The sequence below is a fragment of the Flavobacterium algoris genome (assembly GCF_048158525.1).
Lineage (GTDB): Bacteria > Bacteroidota > Bacteroidia > Flavobacteriales > Flavobacteriaceae > Flavobacterium > Flavobacterium algoris.
In genome coordinates, this window is record NZ_JBLNKT010000020.1 from 45,516 (window position 1) to 69,832 (window position 24,317).

Sequence of the window (24,317 nt, forward strand, 5' to 3'; positions counted from 1 at the left end):
AATATTTTATATTAATTTTGAAAAAAAATTATATTTTGAAAATAACTAGAGAAATCAAAACTGCCATATTAGTCATTGCATCAATTTTATTATTCATTTGGGGCTATAGTTTTTTAAAAGGAAGAGACCTTTTTACAAATTACAAAACATTTTATGTAGAATATGAGAGTGTAGAAGGATTAGCCACATCGGCGCCAGTAACTCTAAACGGTTTGATTATAGGAAAAGTAAATAGTATTGCATTAAATGAAAATACAGGAAAATTATTGGTTGAGTTACAATTGAAAACGGATTTTCCTATTTCTAAATCCAGCACTGCTTCTATATATGAGCCAGGATTCATTGGAGGAAAGCAAATTGCAATTTATCCGAATTATAATGATAAAACTCTGGCCGTTGATGGACAGAAATTGCAGGGAGAAGCTAAATTAGGACTTACAGATAAAGTAGGGAATCAATTAGCTCCACTTCAGGAAAAATTTGAAAAGATCATGGCTAATACTGATAAATTGATATCAGGAATTAATAATGTTTTGGATAAAAACGGGCAAGAAAATTTAAAGGTTAGTTTAGCTGAATTAAGTAAAACTATGGAGCAATTTCATAAAGCTACCATAGGTGTTAATGCTTTATTGGATGATAATAAAGCTCAAATTAAAGGCGCAGTGACCAATTTCAATAAAATATCTGGTGATTTTTCTAAAATATCGGATTCATTGAATAAAGCTGATCTTGGAAAAACCGTAAAAGACTTGAACAAAACACTAGCCAAAGTTGATGTTATTATGACTGGTTTACAATCAGGAAAAGGTTCTATGGGTAAATTATTAAATGATGATGCCTTCTACCAAAACATTAAGGCAACTACAAAAGAATTAGAATTATTACTTCAGGATGTAAGACTTTCTCCTACTAGGTATGTTAATATTTCTTTGTTTGGAAAGAAAAACAAACCTTATGTTGCTCCAAAAAATGATACTTTAATAAAAGTAAAAAACTAGTAGTATGAGCTATTTAGACAATATATTATTTGTCATATTATTAGGGATTGGTTTTGGTTGTTTTTATAGCAATGTAAAAAAAATCATTAGGAATATAAACCTTGGTGGAGTAATATACCGTAAAGATAATGCTAAACAGCGTTGGAAAAATATGGCTATGATAGCTCTTGGACAATCTAAAATGGTGAAAAGACCTGTTGCAGGGTCACTTCATATTGTCGTTTACCTAGGATTTATAATTATCAATATAGAGTTATTGGAAATAATTATTGATGGTCTTTTTGGTACTCATAGAATTTTTGCTTTTTTAGGAACAGCTTATAATGTATTGATTGCTTCATTTGAAGTTTTGGCTCTTTTAGTTTTAGTTGCTGTTTTTGCTTTTTGGATAAGAAGAAACATAATTAAGTTGAAACGATTTTCAAGTGCTGATTTGAATGGTTCTCCTAAAAAAGACGCCAATTATATTTTGTATTTTGAAGTTGTTTTGATGACATTGTTTTTATTAATGAATGCTTCTGATTTGCATTTGCAAAATATACCAGGAGGTTTTTCTCATTTTATTAAAGCAGGTTCATTCCCCGTAAGTCAATTTATTGAGCCATTGTTTAATGGAATGTCAAATGAGTTGGTTATGCTTCTTACAGAAATATTTTGGTGGTTGCATATTACCGGGATTTTGATTTTTATGAACTATCTCTATTTTTCAAAACATTTGCATATAATATTAGCATTTCCAAATACCTTTTTTGCAAATTTAAATCCACAAGGTCAATTTGATAATTTAGAATCCGTTACCAAAGAAGTGAAGATGATGATGGATCCTAATGCTGATCCATTTGCAGCAGCGCCGGTTAACGAAAGTGAAGTGCCAGCTAAGTTTGGAGCAAGCGATGTTCAGGATTTAAATTGGGTACAATTATTGAATGCTTACACTTGTACTGAATGTGGTCGTTGTACGGCTGCTTGTCCTGCCAATATTACAGGAAAAAAATTGTCTCCTCGAAAAATCATGATGGATACAAGAGATAGACTGGAAGAAGTAGGAAGAAATATAGATGCTAATAAAGGTGTTTTCGTTCCAGATAATAAATCATTATTAAACGATTATATAACACCTGAAGAACTTTGGGCATGTACTTCATGTAATGCATGTGTTGAGGAATGTCCAATAAGTATAAGTCCTTTATCTATTATTATGGATATGAGACGTTATTTAGTAATGGAACAAAGTGCCGCACCAATGCCAATAAATGCTATGATGACCAATATAGAAAATAATGGAGCACCATGGCAATACAATCAGCAAGATCGTTTGAATTGGAAAAATGAATAGTCGTTTATTTGTTTAACTGATAAACCGAATTAACAAATTACCGCTTACGCGAATAATCAAATCAACGAATAACCGTATCAACAAAATATTATGTCAGAAAGTTTAATAGTACCAACCATGGCCGAAATGCTAGCTCAAGGAAAACAACCTGAAGTTTTATTTTGGGTAGGTTGTGCAGGAAGTTTTGACGATAGAGCAAAAAAAATAACGAAGGCATTTGTACGAATTTTAAATCGTTCCAATGTGTCTTTTGCAGTTCTTGGTACAGAAGAAAGTTGTACGGGAGATCCAGCTAAAAGGGCGGGTAATGAATTTTTGTTTCAAATGCAAGCTATGATGAATATTGAGGTTCTCAATGCGTATGAAGCTAAAAAAATTGTTACAGCTTGTCCACATTGTTTTAATACTTTAAAAAATGAGTATCCTGAATTAGGTGGGAAATATGAAGTAGTTCATCACACAGAGTTTTTAAAATCGCTTTTAGATGATGGAAGATTAACTATTGAAGGAGGTCAATTCAAAGGGAAAAGAATTACTTTTCATGACCCATGCTATTTAGGAAGAGCGAATAATGTATATGAAGCGCCAAGAGATCTAATCCTTAAATTAGATGCCGAATTAGTAGAAATGAAACGTTCTAAAGCTAACGGATTATGCTGTGGTGCTGGCGGTGCGCAAATGTTTAAAGACGCTGAACCTGGTAATAAGGAAATCAACGTTGAGAGAACGGAAGATGCATTAGAAACAAAACCAGAAATTATTGCTGCGGGTTGTCCTTTTTGTAATACTATGATGACTGATGGTATTAAAAATAAGGAAAGAGAGGCAGATGTAAAAGTGATGGACATTGCGGAATTAATCGCAAACGCACAAGATTTGTAGGGTTATATTTTTTTAACGTTTACCTATTTTATTATGATTTACAAAAATTTTATATTTTTCATAATAATGGTTACGAGTTTTGTTTCAATGGCGCAAACCATAGATAAAACAGATTCGATAGCTAGTTTAAAAGTTAAAAACAATTATCAAATACAGTTTAAGGCTAAACAATTGATTATTCCTGTGGCTTTAATTGGGTATGGAATAATTGGAATTGGCAGTGATCAATTAGAAGCATTTAATTTTGAAATTAGAGAAGAGGTAAAAGAAAATATAGATAGAAAATTTTCAATTGATGACTTTTCTCAATATGTTCCCGTTGCCTCAGTATATGCTTTGGGTGCTTTGGGAATTAAAGGAAAAAATAATATTCGAGATAAAACTATTATTGTTGCAACTTCCTATTTAATTATGGGATTAACTGTGAATAGTCTAAAAAAAATAACTAAAGTGGAACGGCCTGATGGTTCCAGTTTAAATTCTTTCCCTTCAGGGCATACTGCAACAGCTTTTATGGGAGCAGAATTATTATATCAAGAATATAAGGATGTTTCTATTTGGTATGGAATTTCTGGCTATGTTGTTGCTACGGGGACGGGTGTATTTAGAATGTATAATAATCGTCATTGGTTTACTGATGTAGTTGCAGGAGCTGGAATTGGGATATTGAGTGCAAAAGCAGGCTATTGGTTGTATCCTACCATAAATAAATTATTAGCATCTAAAAAGAACACAAATAAAAAATCAACATTTATACCTTATTATGATGGAAAGCAAGTAGGATTTGGTCTTGTAACTGTTTTTTAATCATAAGAATAGTAGAATTAATTATAAAAAAATAGTATGTATATTCCATTTGAAAATTTACCAGAAGAATCCAAGATATGGATTTATCAATCGAACAGAAAATTTTCGGATGAAGAGTTTTCTGAAATTGAAACTGCTTTGCAATCTTTTCTTGAAAGTTGGGCTGCACATGGTACAAGTTTAGAATCATCTTACCAATTAAAATACAATCGGTTTATTATTATTGCAGTAAATCAAGATGTTCAAGCTGCAACAGGTTGCTCTATAGATTCCTCTGTAGAATTTATCCAAAGTTTAGAACAAAAATATAATGTTGATTTGTTGGATAAAATGAATGTGACTTTTAAATTAGGCGAGCATATTGCCCACAAGCCTTTAATTGATTTTAAGAAAATGGTTAAAGATAAAGCCGTTACTGAAAATACAATTGTTTTCAATAACTTGGTTAACAATATAGAAGAATATAATGAGTCTTGGGAAGTTCCAGCCATTGATAGCTGGCATAGTCGCTTTTTTTAAATAAAAATAGTTCAATGAAAAAAATAGACATCAAAATTGTTTTTTTTTATGTCTTATTTTTCTTTGTTGCCACTAGTTGTGTCGGAACAAAAATTAATAAGCCAAAAAAAATTTTAACTGACATTCCGTCTGAAATAGAGAATCTTGATAGTGAAAAATCAAGTAATGTCCCGACTCTTTTTGAATTATCTACCCAAGGCAACAAATGGGTAGATAGCGTTTACAATGCAATGAATCTTGATGAAAGATTAGGGCAATTATTTATGGTTGCCGCTTATTCTAATAAAGATACCATACACTTCAACGCAATTGACAAATTGATTAAGGAAAACAAAATTGGAGGATTGATTTTCTTTCAAGGTGGACCTGTTCGTCAAGCAAATCTCACGAACCGTTTTCAATCGAAATCAAAAGTCCCATTATTTATTGGTAATGACGCGGAGTGGGGTTTGAACATGCGACTCGATTCTACATACCGTTATCCTTGGAATATGACACTTGGAGCTATCCAAGATATGAAATTGATAGAAAAAGTGGGCGCTCAAATGGGTGAACAAAGCAAACGATTAGGAATCCAATTTAACTTTGCCCCAGTTCTTGATATTAATACTAATCCAAGAAATCCTATTATAGGTTTTCGCTCTTTTGGAGAGGATAAATATAAGGTTACTGAAAGAGCTATCGCATTAATGAAAGGTGTTCAGAGCCAAGGTGTATTTTCTACGGGAAAGCATTTTCCTGGTCATGGCGATACTGAAACAGATTCTCATAAAGGATTGCCAACAATAAATTTTTCGAAAGAAAGATTAGAGAAAGTAGAGTTTTATCCGTACAAAAAGATGTTCCATGAAGGCCTTTCTTCTGTAATGGTGGGACATTTAAATGTGCCCAGTTTAGAATCAAGACCAAATTTTCCATCATCGATTTCTTATAATGTGGTAACCAATATTCTCCAAAAAGAATTAGGTTTCAAAGGACTTATATTTACTGATGCTTTAAATATGAAAGCCATAAGTAACTCTAATATGCCCAGCGAAATAAATTTTGAAGCTTTTATGGCTGGAAATGATGTTTTGTTATTTCCTGAAAATATACCATTAGCAATTGAAAAATTTAAACTGGCATATTCGACTAATTTAATAACAGAAGAACGTTTGGCTTTTTCGGTTAAAAAAATATTGAAATTTAAATATAAAGCAGGTTTGAATTCCTTTAAACCTATTGTAACCAATAATTTATATAACGAATTAAATTCTCCAGAAAACGAAGCACTAAACTATGAATTGTATGAAAATGCAATCACTGTTTTGAAAAATACTGCTTTGGTTTTACCAATTAAAAATTTAGAAAGTCAAAAAATTGCTTATGTAAAAATAGGGGATGATACTAATGACTCTTTTGTTTCAACCTTAAAGAAATATGCCGATATAACTGTTATTTCAGATACTAATCTGGATAGTTTACAAATGAAATTGAAACCATTCACAACAGTAATTATTGGATATCACAAATCAGATGTAGCTTTTAAAAATAGCGATTTAAAATCAGATGAATTATTTAAGATAAATTATTTAGCGAAAAACAATAATGTCATTCTGGATATTTTTGCTAAACCGTATTCATTATTACCCATTACAAATTTTGATGATATTGAAGGATTAGTAGTTTCTTATCAGAATAGTGATATTGCACAAATAGTTTCAGCTGAATTAATTTTTGGGGCAATTGATGCCAAAGGAAAATTACCTGTATCCATAAATACAAATTTCAAAGTAAATGATGGTTTAGCAACCGAAAAATTAAACCGATTGGGGTTTACAACTCCGGAAAATGTTGGTATGAATTCTGCTATTTTAGCACAAATTGATGCGCTTGCAAAAAAAGCTATCAGTGCTAAAATGGCACCAGGTATTCAGGTACTTGTTGCAAGAAATGGAAAAGTAATTTATCAGAAATCATTTGGTTATCATACGTATGATTCCACTTTAAAAGTTAAAGATTCGGATATTTATGATGTGGCTTCATTGACTAAAATTCTTGCCACATTGCCTAATGTTATGCTACAGTACGACCAACAAAAAATTAATTTGGAAACTACATTAGGGGAGATGTCTCCAATTTTTAAAAATACGAATAAACAAGATATTCATTTTAAAGAATTATTGTCTCATTATGCCGGGCTTGTTGCTGGGATTCCTTTTTATAAGGCTACCATGGACAAATCTAAATTTCCTTCTGAAAAATATTTCAGAAGAGTTTCTGAAGAACAGTTTTCTAAACAATTGGGGGATAGTCTTTTTATAAGAAATGATTTTCATGATACAATAATGAAGATGATAATTAAAAGTAAATTATCATTAAAAAAAGAATATAAGTACAGTGATTTGACTTTCATGATTCTTAAAGATTATTTAGAAAACACAACAGGTAAAAAACTGGAGGATTTGATTCAAGAGAATTTTTATCATTCACTGGGTATGAATAATTCAACTTTTAATCCATTGCGAAAGTTTGATAAAAACAGAATTCCTCCAACAGAAATAGACACTTATTTTCGTCATCAAATTTTGCAAGGATATGTAAATGACCTTTCTGCAGCTTTAGAAGGCGGGGTTTCAGGTCATGCCGGTATTTTTTCTAATGCAATGGATGTAGCTAAAATGATGGAACTCTATTTGCAAAAAGGAAATTATGGAAATCACCAGTATTTTTCAGAGAAAACATTTAATGATTTCAATACCTGCTATTTTTGTGCAGCAGGGAATAGGCGAGGTATTGGTTTTGATAAACCACAATTAGGCGCAGAAGGACCTACATGCGGTTGTGCTTCAATGACAAGTTTTGGGCATACTGGTTTTACGGGAACTATGGCTTGGGCTGATCCTGAAACACAAATTGTGTATGTATTTTTATCCAATAGAACTTTTCCATTGGCTACTGAAAACAAATTATCAAAGGAAAATATTAGGGAGGATATTCAAGAAGTAATTTATAATGCAATTATAAAATAAAATATTTAAGTAAATTTATTTATAGGCCAAAATGAAATTTTAATGATTTTATTTTGGCTTTTTATTTTATAATTGCAGTATAAATAACAGGCTGTATTATAGTATATTTGATATGTAAACCAATACTATGAAAAATAAAATTAAAGTATTTAAAACTAGTTATTTAACTATATTCCTTTTTTGTGTAAGTATTGTAAATGCTCAAAATATTGATATAAATATTTTAAGAGATATTAATGTTAATAGAAACAAGAATTTAGATCCCACTTTTAAGTTAGTTAGTAAAAGTGCCCTTCCTATAAGTATTGCGGCTCCTATTATTATCTATTCAGTTGGTTTGATAAAGAAAGATAGTACAATCAAAAAACAGGCTATTTTTATTGGTGAAACATTCTTAGTAAATGCTTTTGTTACAACCGCATTAAAACAAGTTGTAAAAAGAAATAGACCTTTTGATACGTATGCAGATATCGATCAAGCTATTTCTGCAGGAGGTTATTCATTTCCTTCGGGGCATACATCTATAGCTTTTGCAACAGCGACAGCATTGAGTATGGCTTATCCTAAATGGTATGTAATTGCGCCGTCATTTGTATGGGCGAGTGCTGTAGGGTATTCACGTATGCATTTAGGAGTTCATTATCCTTCGGATGTTTTTGCTGGTGCTATCTTAGGTAGTGGCTCTGCATATCTTACCTATAAAGCTAATAAATGGATTAATAAAAAACGATCTAAAAAGGAAAAATAGCTGTTTGCATTTATGAAATGATTATTTAAAAAAGAAGACAATTTAAGGTGAAAATATTAAATTATATTTCAAAAACAGTCTGGGTTTTATCCCTAATTAGTTTATTTACGGACACAGCAAGCGAGATGCTTTACCCAATAATGCCTATCTATCTTAAATCAATTGGGTTTTCAATTGTATTAATTGGTGTTTTAGAGGGTTTTGCCGAAGCGTTAGCGGGATTAAGTAAAGGATATTTCGGAAAATTATCCGATAATTCCGGCAAACGAGTTCCTTTTGTTCGATTGGGATATACTTTAAGTGCTATTTCAAAACCAATGATGGCAGTTTTTATATTTCCAATGTGGATTTTCTTTGCACGATCGATTGATCGATTTGGAAAAGGAATTCGTACTGGAGCAAGAGATGCAATATTATCTGACGAGGCAACACCTGAAACTAAAGGAAAAATTTTTGGATTTCATAGGTCAATGGATACTTTAGGAGCAGTTTTAGGACCAGTAATCGCTTTAATTTATCTTTATTTTTACCCACAACAGTACAAAACACTTTTTTATATTGCTTTTATTCCGGGATTATTAGCTGTATTTGCTTCTTTTTTGCTCAAAGACAAAACTCAAAAACATTTAGCTAAAAAAAAGCCGACACCCTTTTTCTCTTTTCTAAACTATTGGAAAACAAGTCCGGCACAATATCGGAAAGTGGTAATTGGATTATTGGCATTTGCATTATTTAATAGCTCTGATATTTTTCTATTATTAAAAGCGAAGCAAGCAGGTCTTAATGATACTAATGTAATTGGAATTTATATTTTTTATAATTTGGTTTATGCTCTTTGCTCATTTCCAATAGGGATTTTAGCTGATAAAATAGGTTTAAAGAAAATGTTCCTATTTGGAATTTCCTTATTTGCAATTGTCTATTTTGGGATGGCTTTCAGCAAAAATAGTTGCACGATTGCGCTTCTATTTTTTATTTATGGCGTTTATGCAGCCGCTACCGAAGGAATATCAAAAGCTTGGATTAGCAATATTTCCGATAAAAAAGATACAGCTACAGCAATAGGAACCTATTCGGGATTTCAAAGTATATGTGCTTTAATTGCTAGTTCTCTGGCAGGAATAATTTGGTATCAATTTGGAGCCAATACAACATTTATGATTACAGGAATAATGACAATTTTAGTTATTATTTATTTCTCTTTTTTTATTAAGGATAAAATTATTAAAAATGACACACAAACATAACGACAACGAATCTTGTTGTGCTTTAGAAAAAAAAACAGTTAAAAAAAAAACCCATGATTCTGGATGTTGTTCTCATGATGATTCAGAAAATCATTCTCATGACGATGATCACGATCATAATCATTCGAATGGAAGTGATAGTGTTTTTAAAATGTTTTTGCCTTCAATACTAAGTTTAGTATTATTGTTAATAGCTATTTCATTTGATAATTTTTTCCCTCAATCCTGGTTTGTAGGCTGGGTTAGAATTATATGGTTTTGTATAGCCTATATCCCTGTGGGATGGCCTGTATTGAAAGAAGCTTTTGAAAGTATTTGCAAAGGCGCAGTTTTTTCTGAATTTTTTCTAATGTGTATTGCTACACTTGGTGCTTTTGGAATTGGTCAATATGCTGAAGGTGTTGCCGTGATGTTGTTTTATTCAATCGGGGAGTTATTCCAAATGTTAGCAGTAAAAAGAGCTAAATCTAATATTAAATCGTTATTGGACCAAAGACCGGATACAGCAAACGTTATTGAAGGATTTGAGACTGTTTCTAAAAAAGCTTCGGATATAACTATTGGAGAAATCATTCAATTAAAACAAGGAGAAAAATTGGCTTTGGATGGGAAACTACTTTCAGAACATGCTACTTTCAACACTGCTGCATTGACAGGGGAAAGCAAACCAGATACAAAATCAAAAGGAGAAGCTGTTCTCGCAGGAATGATTAATCTTAATGCTGTTGTACAAGTTGAAGTTACCACAGCTTTCAACGATAGCAAATTATCCAGGATTCTTGAAATGGTTCAGGAAGCTTCAGCTAAAAAAGCACCAACTGAATTATTTATTAGAAAATTTGCCAAAATTTATACGCCAATAGTTGTTTATCTGGCAATTGCGATTTGTTTACTACCGATACTGTTTGTAGCGGATTATGTTTTTAAAGATTGGTTGTACAGAGCATTAATTTTCTTGGTAATTTCATGTCCTTGTGCATTAGTAATCTCGATTCCATTGGGTTATTTTGGAGGAATTGGCGCAGCAAGTAAAAATGGAATTTTAATTAAAGGGTCTACGTTTCTTGATATTTTGGCAACGATTCAAGTTGTGGTTATGGATAAAACAGGAACATTAACTAAAGGTGTTTTTAAAGTTCAAAAAGTAGTGGCCGTTGGAATTTCAGAAATTGATTTAGTAAAATATACTGCAGCAATTGAAACTAAATCAACACATCCTGTTGGTTCAGCTATAATTGAATATGCTAAGGATATTGTGAAAGATACAACTGTCACTGAAGCGCATGAAATTGCAGGTCATGGAATAAAAGGACTCGTTGATGGAAAAGAAATTTTAGTGGGAAGTGCTAAATTGATGAAAAAATTTGACATCAGTTATGATATTGAAATTGATGCGATTCCATTTACAATTATTGTTGTAGCCATCAATCAAAAATATGCTGGCTATTTTCTTATTGCTGATGAAATCAAAGAAGATGCAAAAGAAACAATTCAGAGCTTACAGAAATCAAATGTAAAAACGATTATGCTTTCAGGGGATAATCAAGCAATAGTTTCGCTTGTCGCCAAAGAGTTAAATATTGATCAGGCTTTTGGAGATTTATTACCAGAGAATAAAGTTCAAAAAGTTTCAGAACTAAAAGCGCAGCATTTAAAAATAATATTTGTTGGTGATGGAGTCAATGATGCTCCAGTTATTGCTTTGGCCGATGTGGGAATTGCAATGGGTGGTTTAGGAAGTGATGCTACTATTGAAACTGCAGATGTAGTAATTCAAAACGACCAACCCACTAAAATTTTTACAGCAATCAATATTGGAAAAAAAACAAAACAAATCGTTTGGCAAAATATTGGTTTGGCATTCACAGTTAAATTTATAGTTCTTGTTATGGGAGCTGGCGGTATAGCCACAATGTGGGAAGCAGTTTTTGCAGATGTTGGTGTAGCATTATTGGCTATTTTAAATGCTGTAAGAATTCAACGAATGAAATTTTAAGTTTGATAGTATTTAACTTAAATTTCCATAAAACCCATTCCTATTTTTATTAATTTCGTTTCATTAAAATACATACATGAAAATTGCAATAGTTTGTTATCCTACCTTTGGAGGAAGCGGTGTAGTCGCTACAGAATTAGGCCTTGAATTGGCAAGACGTGGTCACGAAATACATTTTATAACCTACAGTCAGCCAGTACGTTTGGCGCTTTTAAATCCAAATGTACATTACCATGAAGTTAATGTTCCTGAATATCCATTGTTTCATTATCAGCCTTATGAATTGGCTTTGTCGAGCAAATTGGTTGATATGGTGAAGCTTTATAAAATTGAATTACTTCATGTGCATTATGCTATTCCTCATGCTTATGCAGGTTATATGGCCAAACAAATGCTAAAAGATGAAGGAATTAATATTCCAATGGTAACTACGCTTCACGGAACTGATATTACTTTAGTTGGAAATCATCCCTTTTATAAACCTGCGGTAACCTTCAGTATCAATAAATCTGATTTTGTTACTTCGGTTTCCCAAAGTTTGAAAGATGATACTCTTAAATTATTTAATATAAAAAATGAAATTGAAGTTATTCCGAACTTTATCGAATTGGATAAAAATGTAAACGATCCCAGCATTCCGTGTCATCGTTCTGTAATGGCAAAAGAGAATGAGCGCATAATAACCCATATCAGTAATTTCAGAAAAGTAAAACGAATTCCGGATGTGATTAAAATATTCTATAATATTCAAAAAGAAATTCCTGCTAAATTGATGATGGTGGGTGATGGTCCAGAAAAAGAAAAAGCGGAATATTTATGTCAGGAATTAGGAATTATAGACAAAGTGATCTTTTTTGGGAATAGCAATGAAATCGATAAAATATTAAGTTATACAGATTTATTCTTGCTTCCATCTGAAACCGAAAGTTTTGGTCTTGCTGCTCTTGAAGCTATGGCTTGGGGAGTTCCTGTAATTTCCAGTAATTCAGGAGGATTGTCAGAAGTTAATTTTGATGACATTTCTGGTTATTTGAGCGATGTAGGTAATACTGATGAAATGGCAGTAAATGCCTTAAAAATATTGAAAGACGATGCAACTCTGAATAAATTTAAAGAAAATGCCCTTTCAATCGCTAAAAAATTTGATATTAAAAACATCTTACCTTTATATGAGAATTTATACCAAAAGGCAATAAATAAATACCTATAAGGATCACTTTTTCAGATTAATTTAATACTTAAAAAATCCATAAAAAATGAAAAAATTACCTTTCTTGTTTTTGGTTTTACTATTAGTTTCATGTGGAGCTTCGTCTACTAAAAGTTCAGCTAAAAGACCATTATTTGAAGTTTTGACCCAACAAAATGATGGAGGAGCAAGTATTCGTTTTTTTGAGATTCTTTCGGAGCCTAATGAAATTAAAATGTTGCAAAATGATGAGAATCTAAAAAATAAAATTAGCTCAAATGATATTCAAACTTCAAACTTTATAATTTTGAATATGGGTAATAAAAACTCCGGAGGATATAAGATTGGTGTTGAAAATGCTGTTGAAACAGATAAAAATATAATCGTCACAATAAAAGAAATTATTCCCGGACCTAATGAAATGACAACTCAAGCAATAACAAATCCCTTTTGTGTAGTCAGAATAAATTCTAAAAAAGAAATCATTATTAAATAAAAAAATGCCACTATTTCTAGTGGCATTTTAAATATATTTATTTGCTAAATATTAGAATTGGTATCTAAGACCTAAAGCCACATCAGAACCATAATTGTTTTTGTAATACCCATTTCCACCAAATTCAGGTCTGAAATCCAAAGAAATTAACAAAGGAAAATCAAAGTTATATTCAAGACCAATGTCTCCAGCTGCAAATGCAAAGGTATCATTGTATGAATTGTTATTATTATCATCATAACTGTAGCTTCCTACACCACCACCTACACCAGCATACCAGTTGAAACCACCATCAATGTTCCATACCCATTGGTATAACCCCGTTAATTTTATTGCTCTATCATCATAACCATTATTATTATAATTACTTCTGTTTCTCCAACCTAAGTCTAATTCCAAACGATTATCAGTAGCTAATTTTCTTTGGTAAGAAATCTCTCCACCAAAACCATTATTACCTCCTAAACGTAAACCTAAAGCATTTTTTGAAATATCTTGTGCTTGTGCTGCAAATGTTAATCCCATTAACATGATAGCCGATAAAATAATTTTTTTCATAAGTAAATTTTTGTTCTTACAAAGATATTGTTAAAGTTTATTAATGGACTTATAAAATTTTCATGAAATGTTATATAATTCCCACTTTTAGATTATTTAGGATTTTAATAACAAAAATTAAAGTAAAATATTTTGTTTGGAAAATAATATAGAAGCAACAAGTTGATTACTAATAATATCCTCCATTTCGAAAAGATTTTCTTCTTCATTATAATTTGCTTCTGAGTACCTAAATAACTTCCATCGTTTTTTATTGTATTCTAATGCTGTTAAATTTTCGACCCAATCTCCTGAATTCAAATACATAGTAGCCCCATTTTTATTTTCTTTCAAAACCATTTTTGGTTCATGGATATGACCACAAATAACAAAATCATATTTTTTTTCGATAGCCAATTCGGTTGCTGTTTCTTCGAAATCCGAAATGTGTTTCACTGCTTTTTTACACTTGCCTTTATTTTTTTAGAAAAGGAGTACGGTTCTTTTCGTAATCGTAATAAGCACCAATTTACAAAACGATTCAAAAGGATTAAATAATCATAACCCAGACCGCCCAGTTTTGCAATCCATTTTGAATGTTGTACCGAAGCATCAAAAACATCACCATGAAATATCCAAGCTTTTTTATCATCTAGGTCTAGTACTAGTTTGTCAACCAAAGCAAAATTACCCATGTTCATGTCGCTGAATTTTCGGAGCATTTCATCATGATTTCCTGTGATGTAATAGACCTTAGTCCCTTTGGAAGCAAAACTTATAATTTTTTGTATTACTTTTAAATGTGTTTTTGGGAAGTAAGATTTTCTAAATTGCCAAATGTCAATAATGTCGCCATTTAAGACTAATGTTTTGGGCTTAATAGCCGATAGATAATTGTAAAGTTCCTTAGCATGACTTCCATAAGTTCCTAGATGTACATCTGATATAACAACTAATTCGACTTTTCTTTTTTTCAATTTATTATAATTTGAAGTTTAACAAATTAATGTAATTACTATTAAGTGAAATACAACTTAAGGTTAAGAAATAGTTTTTAATATGAATTTAAAGTCAATAAATAGGCCTTGTTTTTTTAAAGTTTATCCTGAAATTTCCGTATAAGCTTTTAAACTTTAAACTAAAATAGTACTTTTGTTCAAAACTTAATATAATGGCAGGAAATAGCTACGGAACACTATTTAGAATAACAACTTTTGGAGAATCACACGGAGAAGCTTTAGGCGGAATAATCGATGGTTGTCCATCTGGAATGGCAATAGATCTAGAAGCAATTCAATTTGAAATGTCAAGAAGAAAACCAGGTCAATCGGCTATTGTTACCCAAAGAAAAGAACCGGATGATGTACAATTTCTTTCTGGAATTTTTGAAGGAAAAACTACAGGAACTCCAATTGGTTTCATCATTCCCAATACCAATCAAAAATCAGACGATTACTCGCATATAAAGGATAATTACAGACCTAGTCATGCTGATTATGTATATGAAAAAAAATACGGAGTACGTGATTATCGCGGTGGTGGACGTAGTTCTGCTCGTGAAACTGCCAGTAGAGTAGTAGCAGGAGCAGTTGCAAAACAAATGTTACCCGAAATAAAAATTAATGCTTACGTTTCTTCTGTAGGTCCTATTTTTTTAGAAAAACCATACCAAGAATTAGATTTTTCAAAAATCGAAAATAACCCAGTACGCTGTCCAGACGAAGAAATGGCAGTTACAATGGAAGAGTACATTCGTGAAATTCGTAAAGAAGGAGATACCGTAGGTGGAACTGTAAGTTGTGTGATTCAAAATGTGCCTATTGGTTTAGGAGAGCCTGTTTTTGACAAACTCCATGCTGAACTTGGTAAAGCTATGCTTTCTATAAATGCCGTAAAAGGATTTGAATTTGGAAGCGGTTTTGAAGGTGTTAAAATGAAAGGAAGCCAACACAATGATTTATACAATCCTGATGGAACAACTAAAACTAATCTTTCAGGTGGAATTCAAGGTGGAATAAGTAACGGAATGGATATTTATTTCCGTGTGGCTTTCAAACCTGTGGCAACCATTATGCAAAAACAAGAATCACTGGATAATCAAGGAAATATTACTGAAATGACAGGAAAAGGACGTCATGATCCTTGTGTTGTTCCCCGTGCAGTTCCTATTGTAGAAGCTATGGCCGCTATAGTTCTAGCTGATTTTTATTTGATTAATAAAACCTATTTAAAATAGAATTGCATACTCAGTATTTTGACGAGCTAAATCCTGAGCCATAACTTTGAAATCAATTTGTTAATTTAATGAACACAACTACAACCAAGAAACCATCATTTTTTTCAGGCTTAACCGGCCAAATTTTAATAGCAATGTTTTTAGGTGCTGTTTTAGGAATTATTATTCATAATTCAATTTCAGCAGAAGCTGCACAATCCTTTAGTAGTAAAATAAAAATGCTGGCAACAGTTTTTATTCGATTGGTTCAAATGATAATTTCTCCATTAGTGTTTACTACACTTGTCGTGGGGATTGCTAAATTAGGAGATATAAAAGCGGTAGGGAGAATTGGAGGTAAAGCTTTAGGTTGGTTTTTTACGGCCTCATTCATGTCTTTATTGTTAGGAATGTTTTTTGTAAATATTCTTAAACCTGGAGTTGGGCTTAATTTATCAAATGTTGATTTGGCTTCAGCCTCAGAAGTAGCAGCAAAAACACAGAGTTTATCCTTTGAAAATTTTATAGAGCATATTGTTCCTAAAAGTATTTTTGAAGCGATGGCAACTAATGAGATTTTACAAATTGTTATTTTTTCTATTTTCTTTGGTTTAGCGGCAGCATCATTGGGAAGCCACGTAAAACCAGTTATAAACGCTTTAGATAAAACATCTCATATTGTTTTGAAAATGGTAAATTACGTAATGAAGTTTGCTCCAATAGGCGTTTTTGGTGCCATTGCAGGCGTATTTGCAGTGAGAGATTTTCAGGAATTAGCAATCACGTATTTCAAATTCTTTGGTTCTTTCCTAATTGGAATTTCATCGCTTTGGGTTGTATTAATACTTGTAGGGTATATTTTCCTTAAAAGTAGAATGACTGTTTTGCTTAAAAGAATTGTAGGACCTTTAATTATTGCTTTTGGAACAACAAGTAGCGAAGCAGTTTTTCCTAAACTTACCGAAGAATTAGAACGTTTTGGTGTCAAAGATAAAATTGTGTCTTTCATGTTGCCATTAGGCTATTCCTTTAATTTGGATGGAAGTATGATGTACATGACATTTGCCAGTATATTTATAGCACAAGCTTATGGAGTTCATTTAGATTTAGGCACACAAATGACAATGCTTTTGGTATTGATGCTTACCAGCAAAGGAATTGCAGGAGTGCCAAGAGCTAGTTTAGTAGTTGTTGCGGCAACTTGTGGAATGTTTAAAATTCCTATTGAAGGAATTGCTTTAATTTTACCGATTGATCATTTTTGTGATATGTTTCGTAGTGCAACAAATGTTTTAGGAAATGCATTAGCTACATCAGTTGTTGGTCAATGGGAAGCTGAGAACGAAAATGAGACTGTACCAGTAGAATAATTATTTTTTTTTAAAAAAAATATTTAAAAAGCCTATTTTATTTTTTAAATAGGCTTTTTTGTCTAAATTATTTAACATATGTTCTAGTTAATGTTTGTTATTTTTTAGGATTAAAATTTAGAGTTTTTCTGCTATCATAATATATTAATAGATACAGCCCTGTTTTTATTAATATATTTGTATATTTGGCTTAAGAATAGCAAGATATGTCCCAAATCAGAATCGGTTTATTAATATTAGCACTTAACATTTTTAATATTAATTGTTATTCTTTAACTCCAACTCCTTCAAAAAAGCAAATTGTAAAGTTAACAGAGCAAGCCTCCAAATATATTCATGAATTAAATTATGAAAAATCTTTAATAGCTTCAAGGCTTGCATTGCATTATGCGATTGACGCTAAAAATGATAATCTTATAGCCATATCCTATAATATAATTGGTAGAAATTATGATAATTTATCGGAGTATGATAAAGCTATCTCTTTTTATAAAAAAGGATTAATTTATGCCAATAGAACTAATAATGATACCATTAAAGATTGGATAAATAATAATTTAGGAAACATATATTGTTTTCAAAAAAAGCAATATAAAGAAGGGATAAATTACTATAAAAATGCATTAAAGTTTGGTGAAAAAATTGCTGACCCAACAGAAATTTATTTAACAAAATTGAATATCACTTGGGCTTTTTTTGATAATGGTCAATTTGATGAAGGTTTTCCTTATTTAGAATTTATCAATAAATTTCAAAAGAAATATGGTGATGAGACTACAGTAGTTGCCTTAAATATGCTTAATGGAATGTATTATGGTTTTAAAGAGGAGCGTGAAAAAGCAACAGCCTCTTTTTTAAACGGCATAAAATTAGGAAACGAAGGAAAAGAAAAATCGGATTTGTCATATACACATCAAGAGTATTCTAAATATTTATTAAAAAACGGAGATTATAAAAAGGCATATGAAAATCTGGTGCTTTATGATAAAATCACAGAAGAACTCAATAATAAAGAAATGATTAAAAAAGCCAATATGGCTGGTATTAATCTAGAACTTGACGAATATAAACGTGAGATAGATAAAATTGAAACTGAAAAAGATTTGCAATATCAAAGTTTAAAAAAATCACAAGTAATCGTTTTGTTATTTGTGATTGTATTATTTGTCTTACTACTTCTTGTTTATACGCTATATAAAAACAATATTTTTAAGAAAAAAACGAATAAAGACTTATCTCTTGCAAATGAAAAACTTTTTCTTGCAAAAGAAAAAGCGGAGGAAGCATCTATACTAAAATCACAATTTGTTTCTACTATTAGCCATGAACTAAGGACTCCTCTATATGGAGTTGTTGGAATCACTAACATGCTATTAGATGAACATAAAGAACTTGCAAACAGTCCTCATTTAAGTTCGCTTAAGTTCTCAGCCAGATATTTATTATCACTGGTAAATGATGTATTACAAATTAATAAAATTGAAGAGAATAGAATTGTTCTTGAAAATTTGACTTTCAATATTTCTGATGAAATAAATATGATAAAGAACTCTTTGTCTTTTATTGCAAAGAATAATAATAATTTCATATTTGTCAATATTGACCCAGCAATTCCAGAATATTTAATTGGAGATAAATTAAGACTTTCCCAAATAATTATAAATCTAGTTAGTAATGCACTAAAGTTTACAAAGAATGGAGAAGTATTCATTGATGTGAATTTATCTAAAGTTACTGATAAAATGCATTTTATTGAGTTTAAGATAAAAGATACAGGTGTAGGAATAGCAGTTGAAGATCAAGAAAAGATTTTTGAGAAATTTGTGCAGGTTGGAAGAAAAGAAGTAGATTATCAAGGAACAGGTCTTGGCTTATCGATTGTGAAACGTCTATTGGGGTTGTTTGATAGTGATATTTCACTTGAAAGTACAATTGGAGTAGGAACAGAATTTACTTTTACAATTGCATTTGAATATGATCCTGAAAAGACTAATGAAATAATAAATAATATTCCAGTAGATTTATCTACATATAAGCTATTAAAAGTATTGGTCGTTGAAGATAATAAGATCAATCAAATTGTTACTGAAAAAATCCTCAAAAATAATAATTATACCTGTACTCTAGTAGATGATGGATTTCAGGCTATTAAAATATTAGAAGTAGAGAACTTTGATATTGTTTTAATGGATATTAACATGCCTTTAATTAATGGTTTTGAAACGTCAAGAAGAATTCGTCATAAAGGGATAAAAATCCCTATAGTTGCATTAACGGCATTCGATAAAGAAGAGATTACTGAGGAAGCAATTTCGGCAGGAATAAATGATATTATAGTAAAACCTTTTGATTCGGTCAAGCTATTTAAAGTTATCAATGTTTTAATTTCGAAAACTAAAATAGCAGTTTAAAAGTAGTTTTTACTTTTAATATTGATAGTATTTATTAAATAAATAGCACTTCGTTTTCTTTAGAATACATTATCATTAATAATGGGTGTAGTGTTTTTTTATTCCCCAAAGCATCAAGAGTGATTGCAATTTCAAGTTTTGGATGAGTTGACTGATACTCTTTATTTTCTTTATTTTCTTTGTTTTTGGAATCTATTAAAGATTGATTTTTTTTAAAAAAATATTTTGACGTCTTCATATTTATCACTTTTTGATGTTATTTATAATTGTCTTCCAATAAAAGTTGATTAGGGAGGTAAGTAATAATTCAAAATTAAAATCGTTAAACTATTTTAAGGAAATGGCTTAACGATTTTAAATTATTGTTTAATAAAAAAAAACAGATTGGACAATTTTTTATTTTATGGCAATAGTTTTATGTATTTTTTTCTTACCATTTTCTTTTTTAGCAATGGCAATATGCAAAATTCCGTCTTTATAACTTGCTTCTACTTTGCTTTCATCTATATATTCCGGTAAATAGAAAGATCTGTAGAAAGATTGATAACTAAACTCTTTTCGGAGGTAATTGTCTTTTTTTCTAGATTCTTCTTTGGATTCTTCTTTTTCAGAAGAAATCATGAGTATATTATTATCAATTTCAACTTTAAAATCTTCTTTTTTCATGCCAGGAGCAGCCAAATCAACTTCTAATTTATCATCTGTTTCTTTTAAATTTATAGAAGGTAAATTACTACCTATTGTAGCAAAATTTTTATCACTCCAATCAAATACATCCTTTGTAAAAAAATCATCAAAAAAAGTATTCAATGTTGGTAATGAACTATTTCTTTTAACTAGAGTTTCCATGTTTTTGTATTTTTAAGTTGTTTAAAATAAGTTAGTTCAAATTTAATAAAATTTTTTACTTTAAAAATATATTTTAACTTACAAAACGTTGAATATAAACATATTAACGATAAAATGCCTTTTTAACTAAAGTTAAAAAGGCATTTCTTACAGTGTGAAATTTAGTGTGAAGAAAGTATTAATACCAGCGTTTTTTGTTTTGTTTTGAAACTTCTGATTTTCTTGATTTATGTGCCCCACCGCTACGATTTGAGTTTTTTTGTGCAGAAGCAGGAGCTGTTTCCGGGCTTCCTGAATGCCAAGGATAAGGATGGTCATTTACGGTTTTTACATCTACTTTTATTAGTTTTTGTATGTCTTTCCAATACGCATGTTCATCTTTACTACAAAAAGAAATGGCAATACCTCCATTTCCGGCACGGCCCGTTCTACCAATTCTGTGGACGTAAGTTTCTGGAATATTTGGTAAATCAAAATTGATTACAAATGGTAATTGGTCAATATCAATTCCTCTTGCAGCTATATCAGTGGCTACTAAAACGCCCACTTCTTTGTTTTTGAAAGCATCCAAAACGCGTTGTCTTGCATTTTGTGATTTGTCACCATGAATAGCTTCAGCTGCTATGTTGTTTTTTCGTAGTGCTTTAACAACATTGTCGGCACCATGTTTAGTTCTGGAAAAAACCAATACATCAGATAGATTTTCATTTTTAATCAAATGATATAATAAATTTCTTTTTTCTGTTTTTTCAACAAAATAAACTCTTTGTTCAACATTTTCTGCAGTAGAGGATACCGGAGAAACGGTTACAGTTGCAGGATCTGTCAAAAACATTTCGGCTAATTCTCTAATGGCAATTGGCATTGTCGCAGAGAAAAATAATGTTTGTCTGTTTTTTGGCGTAAGTTTTACAATTTTCTTTACATCATTTACAAATCCCATATCAAGCATTTGATCTGCTTCATCAAGTACTAAAGTATGTAAATGATCTAAATCGATAAAACCTTGTTTGTGTAAATCAAGTAATCTTCCTGGTGTTGCTATCAAAATATCGACACCATTTTTTAGTGTTTCAACTTGCGGATTTTGTGAAACTCCACCAAAAATAGTCAGTTGCGTTAAGTTGGTATACTTACCATATAAATCAAAGCTTTGCCCAATTTGAACCGCTAATTCTCTCGTTGGAGTAACTACCAAAGCACGAATTTGTTTGGCTTTTTTTGAAGAACCTACAATTCGGTGCAATTGATGTATAATTGGAATAGCAAATGCCGCAGTTTTTCCTGTTCCCGTTTGTGCACAACCTATTAAATCGCGTCCAGCTAATACTAGTGGAATTGATTGTTCTTGAATCGGAGTTGGGTTTGTGTAGCCTTGTTCAAATACGGCTTTTTGTATACTTTTTGAAAGTGATAAATCTTCGAATAACATATTTTTGATATTAAATATCTTGTATTAAGTACATTGATAGTGCTGCAAAGGTAGTGTTATTTATCGATTAGGTTAATCGGTTATTCGTTTAACCGATTTATCGATTAAACAGTTAAAGAATTTGTTGATGTGCTTTTATAAAATCAGTTACAAGATACCCTATGAGTTTACCTATTAGGTGATTGTTTTTTTCTTCTCCTAAATCAGGAGCACCTTCGCAAATATGTAAATAAGTAGCATTTTTATTTTTTGCAAAAAACGAAACAAATTGACGAAGTTGCTCTACTGAAAAACCGCTTAAAGTCATAGCGCTGCATGCAATATTTGGAATTGCATCCAAATCTATTTCAACACCATAAAAATCATCATTTATAAATTCTAACGCTTGAGCCATTTCTTGATTAAACTCTTTTTCTTTTCGAATATTTACACTATCATACGTATTGAAGCGTACGCGGTCTTCTATTTTTTTTATGATATCCAAAACACTTTTAGAAGTATAATTTTCGTGCAAGCCAAAAATGAAATATTTTTTAAGAAAACCTTCTTCGTAAGCATATGAAAAACCGTTACCACTGTGCCGACCTTCTAAAATTCTAAAATCAGAATGGGCATCAAAATTTATTGCATTTATTGGTTTGCCTTTTGCTAAAGCAGATCCTTTTATATTTCCATAGGCATTATTATGTCCACCACCAATGACTATAGGTATTTTTCCTAATTTTACTATATTGAAAATTATATGTGAAACATCTTTATCGATTTTTTCTACTAATTGACTTAATTTAGAGCGATCATCAATATCATTAAAATCTAAATGTTCCACATCTTTCATTTCCTCACTAACGTTTAATTGTCCTATAACGATTAGTTGGCTTCCTTTACAAAAACGATTATGCTGAATATTCGCAATACTTTTTATTGCGCTATCCCAAGCCGATGCGGCGCCAGGTCTTCCAAAATTTGCTCTTATGCCAATATCTTCGGGTATTCCAAAGAGTACATATTTAGCTTCACAAGTTTTTAGAAATGCAATAGGATCTGTTCCTTTTGGAACAGTTATCATTTTCTCTCCAAATTTTATTTCACCACTTCTGTGATTGGTAATTTTTGCAAGATCATTGATTGTAAACGGGATAATTTTTTCCATTAAAAAAAATATTTTTCCCAAAAATAATATAATTGTGTTAACTTACGTTATAACGTGGTTATATATTGTTAAATTTGTAAAAAGTTAAATTAAATTAAATATGGAAAATCAAAAAAGCAGTTCAGGTCTAAAAGCAGTTATAGCAGTTTTAGCCGTTTTACTAGTAGGAAGTTTAGTGTATATTTTTAAAATGACTTCTGATACTGAAATCGTAAAAACAGAATTGAAAACTACAATGACCGAAAAAGAATCGGTTATGAAAGATTTACAAGAATTAAAATCTACTTATGATGCTGCAATTGCGGAAAATACATCAATGTCTGATGAGTTAATTCAAGAAAGAGATAAAGTCGTTAACTTAATGTCTGATTTAAGTAAATCTAAAGGTGATGTAGCTTCTATGTCAAAATATAAAACACAATTCATTGCTTTGCAAGGTAATATGAAAGTTTTAATGGCTGAGAATGAAGGTTTGAAAAAACAAAATACTACTTTAACTACGCAACGCGATAGTACAGTAGTAGTATTAGGGGAAACTAAGAAAAATGTTGAAGCATTAACAGGACAAAACGAAGAATTAGCAAAAGCTGTTGAAAAAGGGTCAAAATTGACTGTTTTAAACACAAAAGGTTCTGCATTCAAATTAAGAAGCTCTGGTAAACAAATAGAAACTGATAAAGCAAGTAGAGCAGATGCTCTTAAAGTTAGTTTTACAATTGCTGAAAATCAAATTGCTCAATCAGGTGATAAAATGTATTACGTTCAAGTAATTGATAGTAAAAACAATGTTGTAGGAGATAAAAAAACAGAGATTTTTGGAGATAATACTTTAACATACAGTTTTGCAACTAACGTTAAATATGAAAATAAAACGGTTAATGTTTCACAAGATTTAAAAGGGAAAAATTTCGAAAAAGGAAATTATTTTGTAAATGTTTTTGATAAAGGTGAATTAGTTTCTAAAACAAGTTTTACTTTGAAATAATATTTTCAAGCATAAAATAAAAAAGAGGTTGTCTGAAAAGATAGCCTCTACTTGTTTTAAGGAATACCTGATTTAGCAGAAATTTATTAAAAATTGAAAATATTGCCTTAATAATTGTTCTAAAAGTTTGTTTATT

General features: G+C 30.9%; 20 protein-coding genes and 1 pseudogene. 15 read left to right on the top strand and 6 right to left on the bottom strand.

Features of this window, described 5'->3' with window-relative positions:
- Positions 1-35 precede the first annotated feature (35 nt).
- From ACM55I_RS11200 to ACM55I_RS11250, 11 genes are all read left to right on the top strand, one after another.
- Positions 36-1,001 carry an MlaD family protein gene (locus ACM55I_RS11200; protein WP_416846885.1) on the top strand — a complete coding sequence of 322 codons (966 nt, stop codon included), beginning with the start codon at positions 36-38 and terminating at the stop codon, positions 999-1,001.
- A 4-nt stretch (positions 1,002-1,005) separates the two neighbouring features.
- Entirely contained in the window at positions 1,006-2,337 is a 1,332-nt protein-coding gene (locus tag ACM55I_RS11205) for a 4Fe-4S dicluster domain-containing protein (RefSeq protein WP_416846886.1), read from the top strand.
- Between the two features lie 90 nt (positions 2,338-2,427).
- A complete protein-coding gene (locus ACM55I_RS11210) occupies positions 2,428-3,219 on the top strand; it encodes a (Fe-S)-binding protein (RefSeq protein WP_039109865.1) in 792 nt (263 codons plus the stop codon).
- A gap of 66 nt (positions 3,220-3,285) precedes the next feature.
- Positions 3,286-4,026 carry a phosphatase PAP2 family protein gene (locus tag ACM55I_RS11215; protein WP_416846888.1) on the top strand — a complete coding sequence of 247 codons (741 nt, stop codon included), beginning with the start codon at positions 3,286-3,288 and terminating at the stop codon, positions 4,024-4,026.
- Positions 4,027-4,062: 36 nt separating this feature from the next.
- Positions 4,063-4,545, top strand: coding sequence for a hypothetical protein (locus ACM55I_RS11220; protein ID WP_035672808.1), 483 nt, complete (start codon positions 4,063-4,065; stop codon positions 4,543-4,545).
- 14 nt (positions 4,546-4,559) lie between these two features.
- Complete coding sequence (locus ACM55I_RS11225) at positions 4,560-7,556, top strand: glycoside hydrolase family 3 N-terminal domain-containing protein (RefSeq protein ID WP_416846889.1); 2,997 nt, start codon at positions 4,560-4,562, stop codon at positions 7,554-7,556.
- Between the two features lie 127 nt (positions 7,557-7,683).
- Positions 7,684-8,304, top strand: coding sequence for a phosphatase PAP2 family protein (locus tag ACM55I_RS11230; protein ID WP_416846890.1), 621 nt, complete (start codon positions 7,684-7,686; stop codon positions 8,302-8,304).
- 47 nt (positions 8,305-8,351) lie between these two features.
- The gene (locus ACM55I_RS11235; RefSeq protein ID WP_416846891.1) at positions 8,352-9,551 is read left to right on the top strand and encodes an MFS transporter; all 1,200 of its coding nucleotides are present in this window, start codon (positions 8,352-8,354) and stop codon (positions 9,549-9,551) included.
- Complete coding sequence (locus tag ACM55I_RS11240; RefSeq protein ID WP_416846892.1) at positions 9,535-11,547, top strand: heavy metal translocating P-type ATPase; 2,013 nt, start codon at positions 9,535-9,537, stop codon at positions 11,545-11,547. Before ACM55I_RS11235 ends, ACM55I_RS11240 begins: the two co-directional genes overlap by 17 nt.
- A 76-nt stretch (positions 11,548-11,623) precedes the next feature.
- Positions 11,624-12,757 carry an N-acetyl-alpha-D-glucosaminyl L-malate synthase BshA gene (gene bshA, locus ACM55I_RS11245; RefSeq protein WP_416846894.1) on the top strand — a complete coding sequence of 378 codons (1,134 nt, stop codon included), beginning with the start codon at positions 11,624-11,626 and terminating at the stop codon, positions 12,755-12,757.
- Positions 12,758-12,803: 46 nt separating this feature from the next.
- Complete coding sequence (locus tag ACM55I_RS11250) at positions 12,804-13,232, top strand: protease complex subunit PrcB family protein (protein ID WP_416846895.1); 429 nt, start codon at positions 12,804-12,806, stop codon at positions 13,230-13,232.
- A 51-nt stretch (positions 13,233-13,283) separates the two neighbouring features.
- Here ACM55I_RS11250 and ACM55I_RS11255 read toward each other — a convergent pair whose 3' ends face one another.
- The gene (locus ACM55I_RS11255; protein WP_416837561.1) at positions 13,284-13,790 is read right to left on the bottom strand and encodes a hypothetical protein; all 507 of its coding nucleotides are present in this window, start codon (positions 13,788-13,790) and stop codon (positions 13,284-13,286) included.
- A gap of 117 nt (positions 13,791-13,907) precedes the next feature.
- Positions 13,908-14,746 (bottom strand): annotated as a pseudogene (locus ACM55I_RS11260) (UDP-2,3-diacylglucosamine diphosphatase).
- Positions 14,747-14,940: 194 nt separating this feature from the next.
- On the opposite strand from ACM55I_RS11260, the gene aroC reads away from it, so the two are divergent.
- From aroC to ACM55I_RS11275, 3 genes are all read left to right on the top strand, one after another.
- Entirely contained in the window at positions 14,941-16,005 is a 1,065-nt protein-coding gene (aroC, locus tag ACM55I_RS11265; RefSeq protein WP_416846896.1) for a chorismate synthase, read from the top strand.
- Positions 16,006-16,073: 68 nt separating this feature from the next.
- Entirely contained in the window at positions 16,074-17,354 is a 1,281-nt protein-coding gene (locus ACM55I_RS11270) for a dicarboxylate/amino acid:cation symporter (RefSeq protein ID WP_416846897.1), read from the top strand.
- A gap of 206 nt (positions 17,355-17,560) precedes the next feature.
- Positions 17,561-19,765: a response regulator gene (locus tag ACM55I_RS11275; protein WP_416846898.1), complete on the top strand. Its 2,205-nt coding sequence runs from the start codon at positions 17,561-17,563 to the stop codon at positions 19,763-19,765.
- A gap of 34 nt (positions 19,766-19,799) precedes the next feature.
- On the opposite strand, the gene ACM55I_RS11280 is transcribed toward ACM55I_RS11275, so the two are convergent.
- The 4 genes from ACM55I_RS11280 to ACM55I_RS11295 all read right to left on the bottom strand — a co-directional run bounded on the left by ACM55I_RS11280 (position 19,800) and on the right by ACM55I_RS11295 (position 23,196).
- Positions 19,800-20,003: a hypothetical protein gene (locus ACM55I_RS11280; RefSeq protein ID WP_416846899.1), complete on the bottom strand. Its 204-nt coding sequence runs from the start codon at positions 20,001-20,003 to the stop codon at positions 19,800-19,802.
- 158 nt (positions 20,004-20,161) lie between these two features.
- On the bottom strand, positions 20,162-20,614 hold the full coding sequence (locus tag ACM55I_RS11285; RefSeq protein WP_416846900.1) for an Hsp20/alpha crystallin family protein: 453 nt from the start codon (positions 20,612-20,614) through the stop codon (positions 20,162-20,164).
- Positions 20,615-20,792: 178 nt separating this feature from the next.
- The gene (locus ACM55I_RS11290; RefSeq protein ID WP_416846901.1) at positions 20,793-22,046 is read right to left on the bottom strand and encodes a DEAD/DEAH box helicase; all 1,254 of its coding nucleotides are present in this window, start codon (positions 22,044-22,046) and stop codon (positions 20,793-20,795) included.
- 112 nt (positions 22,047-22,158) lie between these two features.
- Positions 22,159-23,196 carry a formimidoylglutamase gene (locus ACM55I_RS11295; RefSeq protein WP_416846902.1) on the bottom strand — a complete coding sequence of 346 codons (1,038 nt, stop codon included), beginning with the start codon at positions 23,194-23,196 and terminating at the stop codon, positions 22,159-22,161.
- 100 nt (positions 23,197-23,296) lie between these two features.
- Between ACM55I_RS11295 and ACM55I_RS11300 the strand changes: the two genes are divergently transcribed.
- Positions 23,297-24,181, top strand: coding sequence for a hypothetical protein (locus tag ACM55I_RS11300; RefSeq protein WP_416846903.1), 885 nt, complete (start codon positions 23,297-23,299; stop codon positions 24,179-24,181).
- The last annotated feature ends 136 nt before the right edge of the window (positions 24,182-24,317 follow it).

Bases quoted from the DNA above. Each gene is read 5' to 3' on its own strand.
- ACM55I_RS11205 (WP_416846886.1), top strand. From the start codon at position 1,006: ATGAGCTATTTAGACAATATATTATTTGTCATATTATTAGGGATTGGT.
- ACM55I_RS11210 (WP_039109865.1), top strand. From the start codon at position 2,428: ATGTCAGAAAGTTTAATAGTACCAACCATGGCCGAAATGCTAGCTCAA.
- ACM55I_RS11215 (WP_416846888.1), top strand. From the start codon at position 3,286: ATGGTTACGAGTTTTGTTTCAATGGCGCAAACCATAGATAAAACAGAT.
- ACM55I_RS11220 (WP_035672808.1), top strand. From the start codon at position 4,063: ATGTATATTCCATTTGAAAATTTACCAGAAGAATCCAAGATATGGATT.
- ACM55I_RS11225 (WP_416846889.1), top strand. From the start codon at position 4,560: ATGAAAAAAATAGACATCAAAATTGTTTTTTTTTATGTCTTATTTTTC.
- ACM55I_RS11230 (WP_416846890.1), top strand. From the start codon at position 7,684: ATGAAAAATAAAATTAAAGTATTTAAAACTAGTTATTTAACTATATTC.
- ACM55I_RS11240 (WP_416846892.1), top strand. From the start codon at position 9,535: ATGACACACAAACATAACGACAACGAATCTTGTTGTGCTTTAGAAAAA.
- bshA (WP_416846894.1), top strand. From the start codon at position 11,624: ATGAAAATTGCAATAGTTTGTTATCCTACCTTTGGAGGAAGCGGTGTA.
- ACM55I_RS11250 (WP_416846895.1), top strand. From the start codon at position 12,804: ATGAAAAAATTACCTTTCTTGTTTTTGGTTTTACTATTAGTTTCATGT.
- ACM55I_RS11255 (WP_416837561.1), bottom strand. From the start codon at position 13,790: ATGAAAAAAATTATTTTATCGGCTATCATGTTAATGGGATTAACATTT.
- aroC (WP_416846896.1), top strand. From the start codon at position 14,941: ATGGCAGGAAATAGCTACGGAACACTATTTAGAATAACAACTTTTGGA.
- ACM55I_RS11270 (WP_416846897.1), top strand. From the start codon at position 16,074: ATGAACACAACTACAACCAAGAAACCATCATTTTTTTCAGGCTTAACC.
- ACM55I_RS11275 (WP_416846898.1), top strand. From the start codon at position 17,561: ATGTCCCAAATCAGAATCGGTTTATTAATATTAGCACTTAACATTTTT.
- ACM55I_RS11280 (WP_416846899.1), bottom strand. From the start codon at position 20,003: ATGAAGACGTCAAAATATTTTTTTAAAAAAAATCAATCTTTAATAGAT.
- ACM55I_RS11285 (WP_416846900.1), bottom strand. From the start codon at position 20,614: ATGGAAACTCTAGTTAAAAGAAATAGTTCATTACCAACATTGAATACT.
- ACM55I_RS11290 (WP_416846901.1), bottom strand. From the start codon at position 22,046: ATGTTATTCGAAGATTTATCACTTTCAAAAAGTATACAAAAAGCCGTA.
- ACM55I_RS11295 (WP_416846902.1), bottom strand. From the start codon at position 23,196: ATGGAAAAAATTATCCCGTTTACAATCAATGATCTTGCAAAAATTACC.
- ACM55I_RS11300 (WP_416846903.1), top strand. From the start codon at position 23,297: ATGGAAAATCAAAAAAGCAGTTCAGGTCTAAAAGCAGTTATAGCAGTT.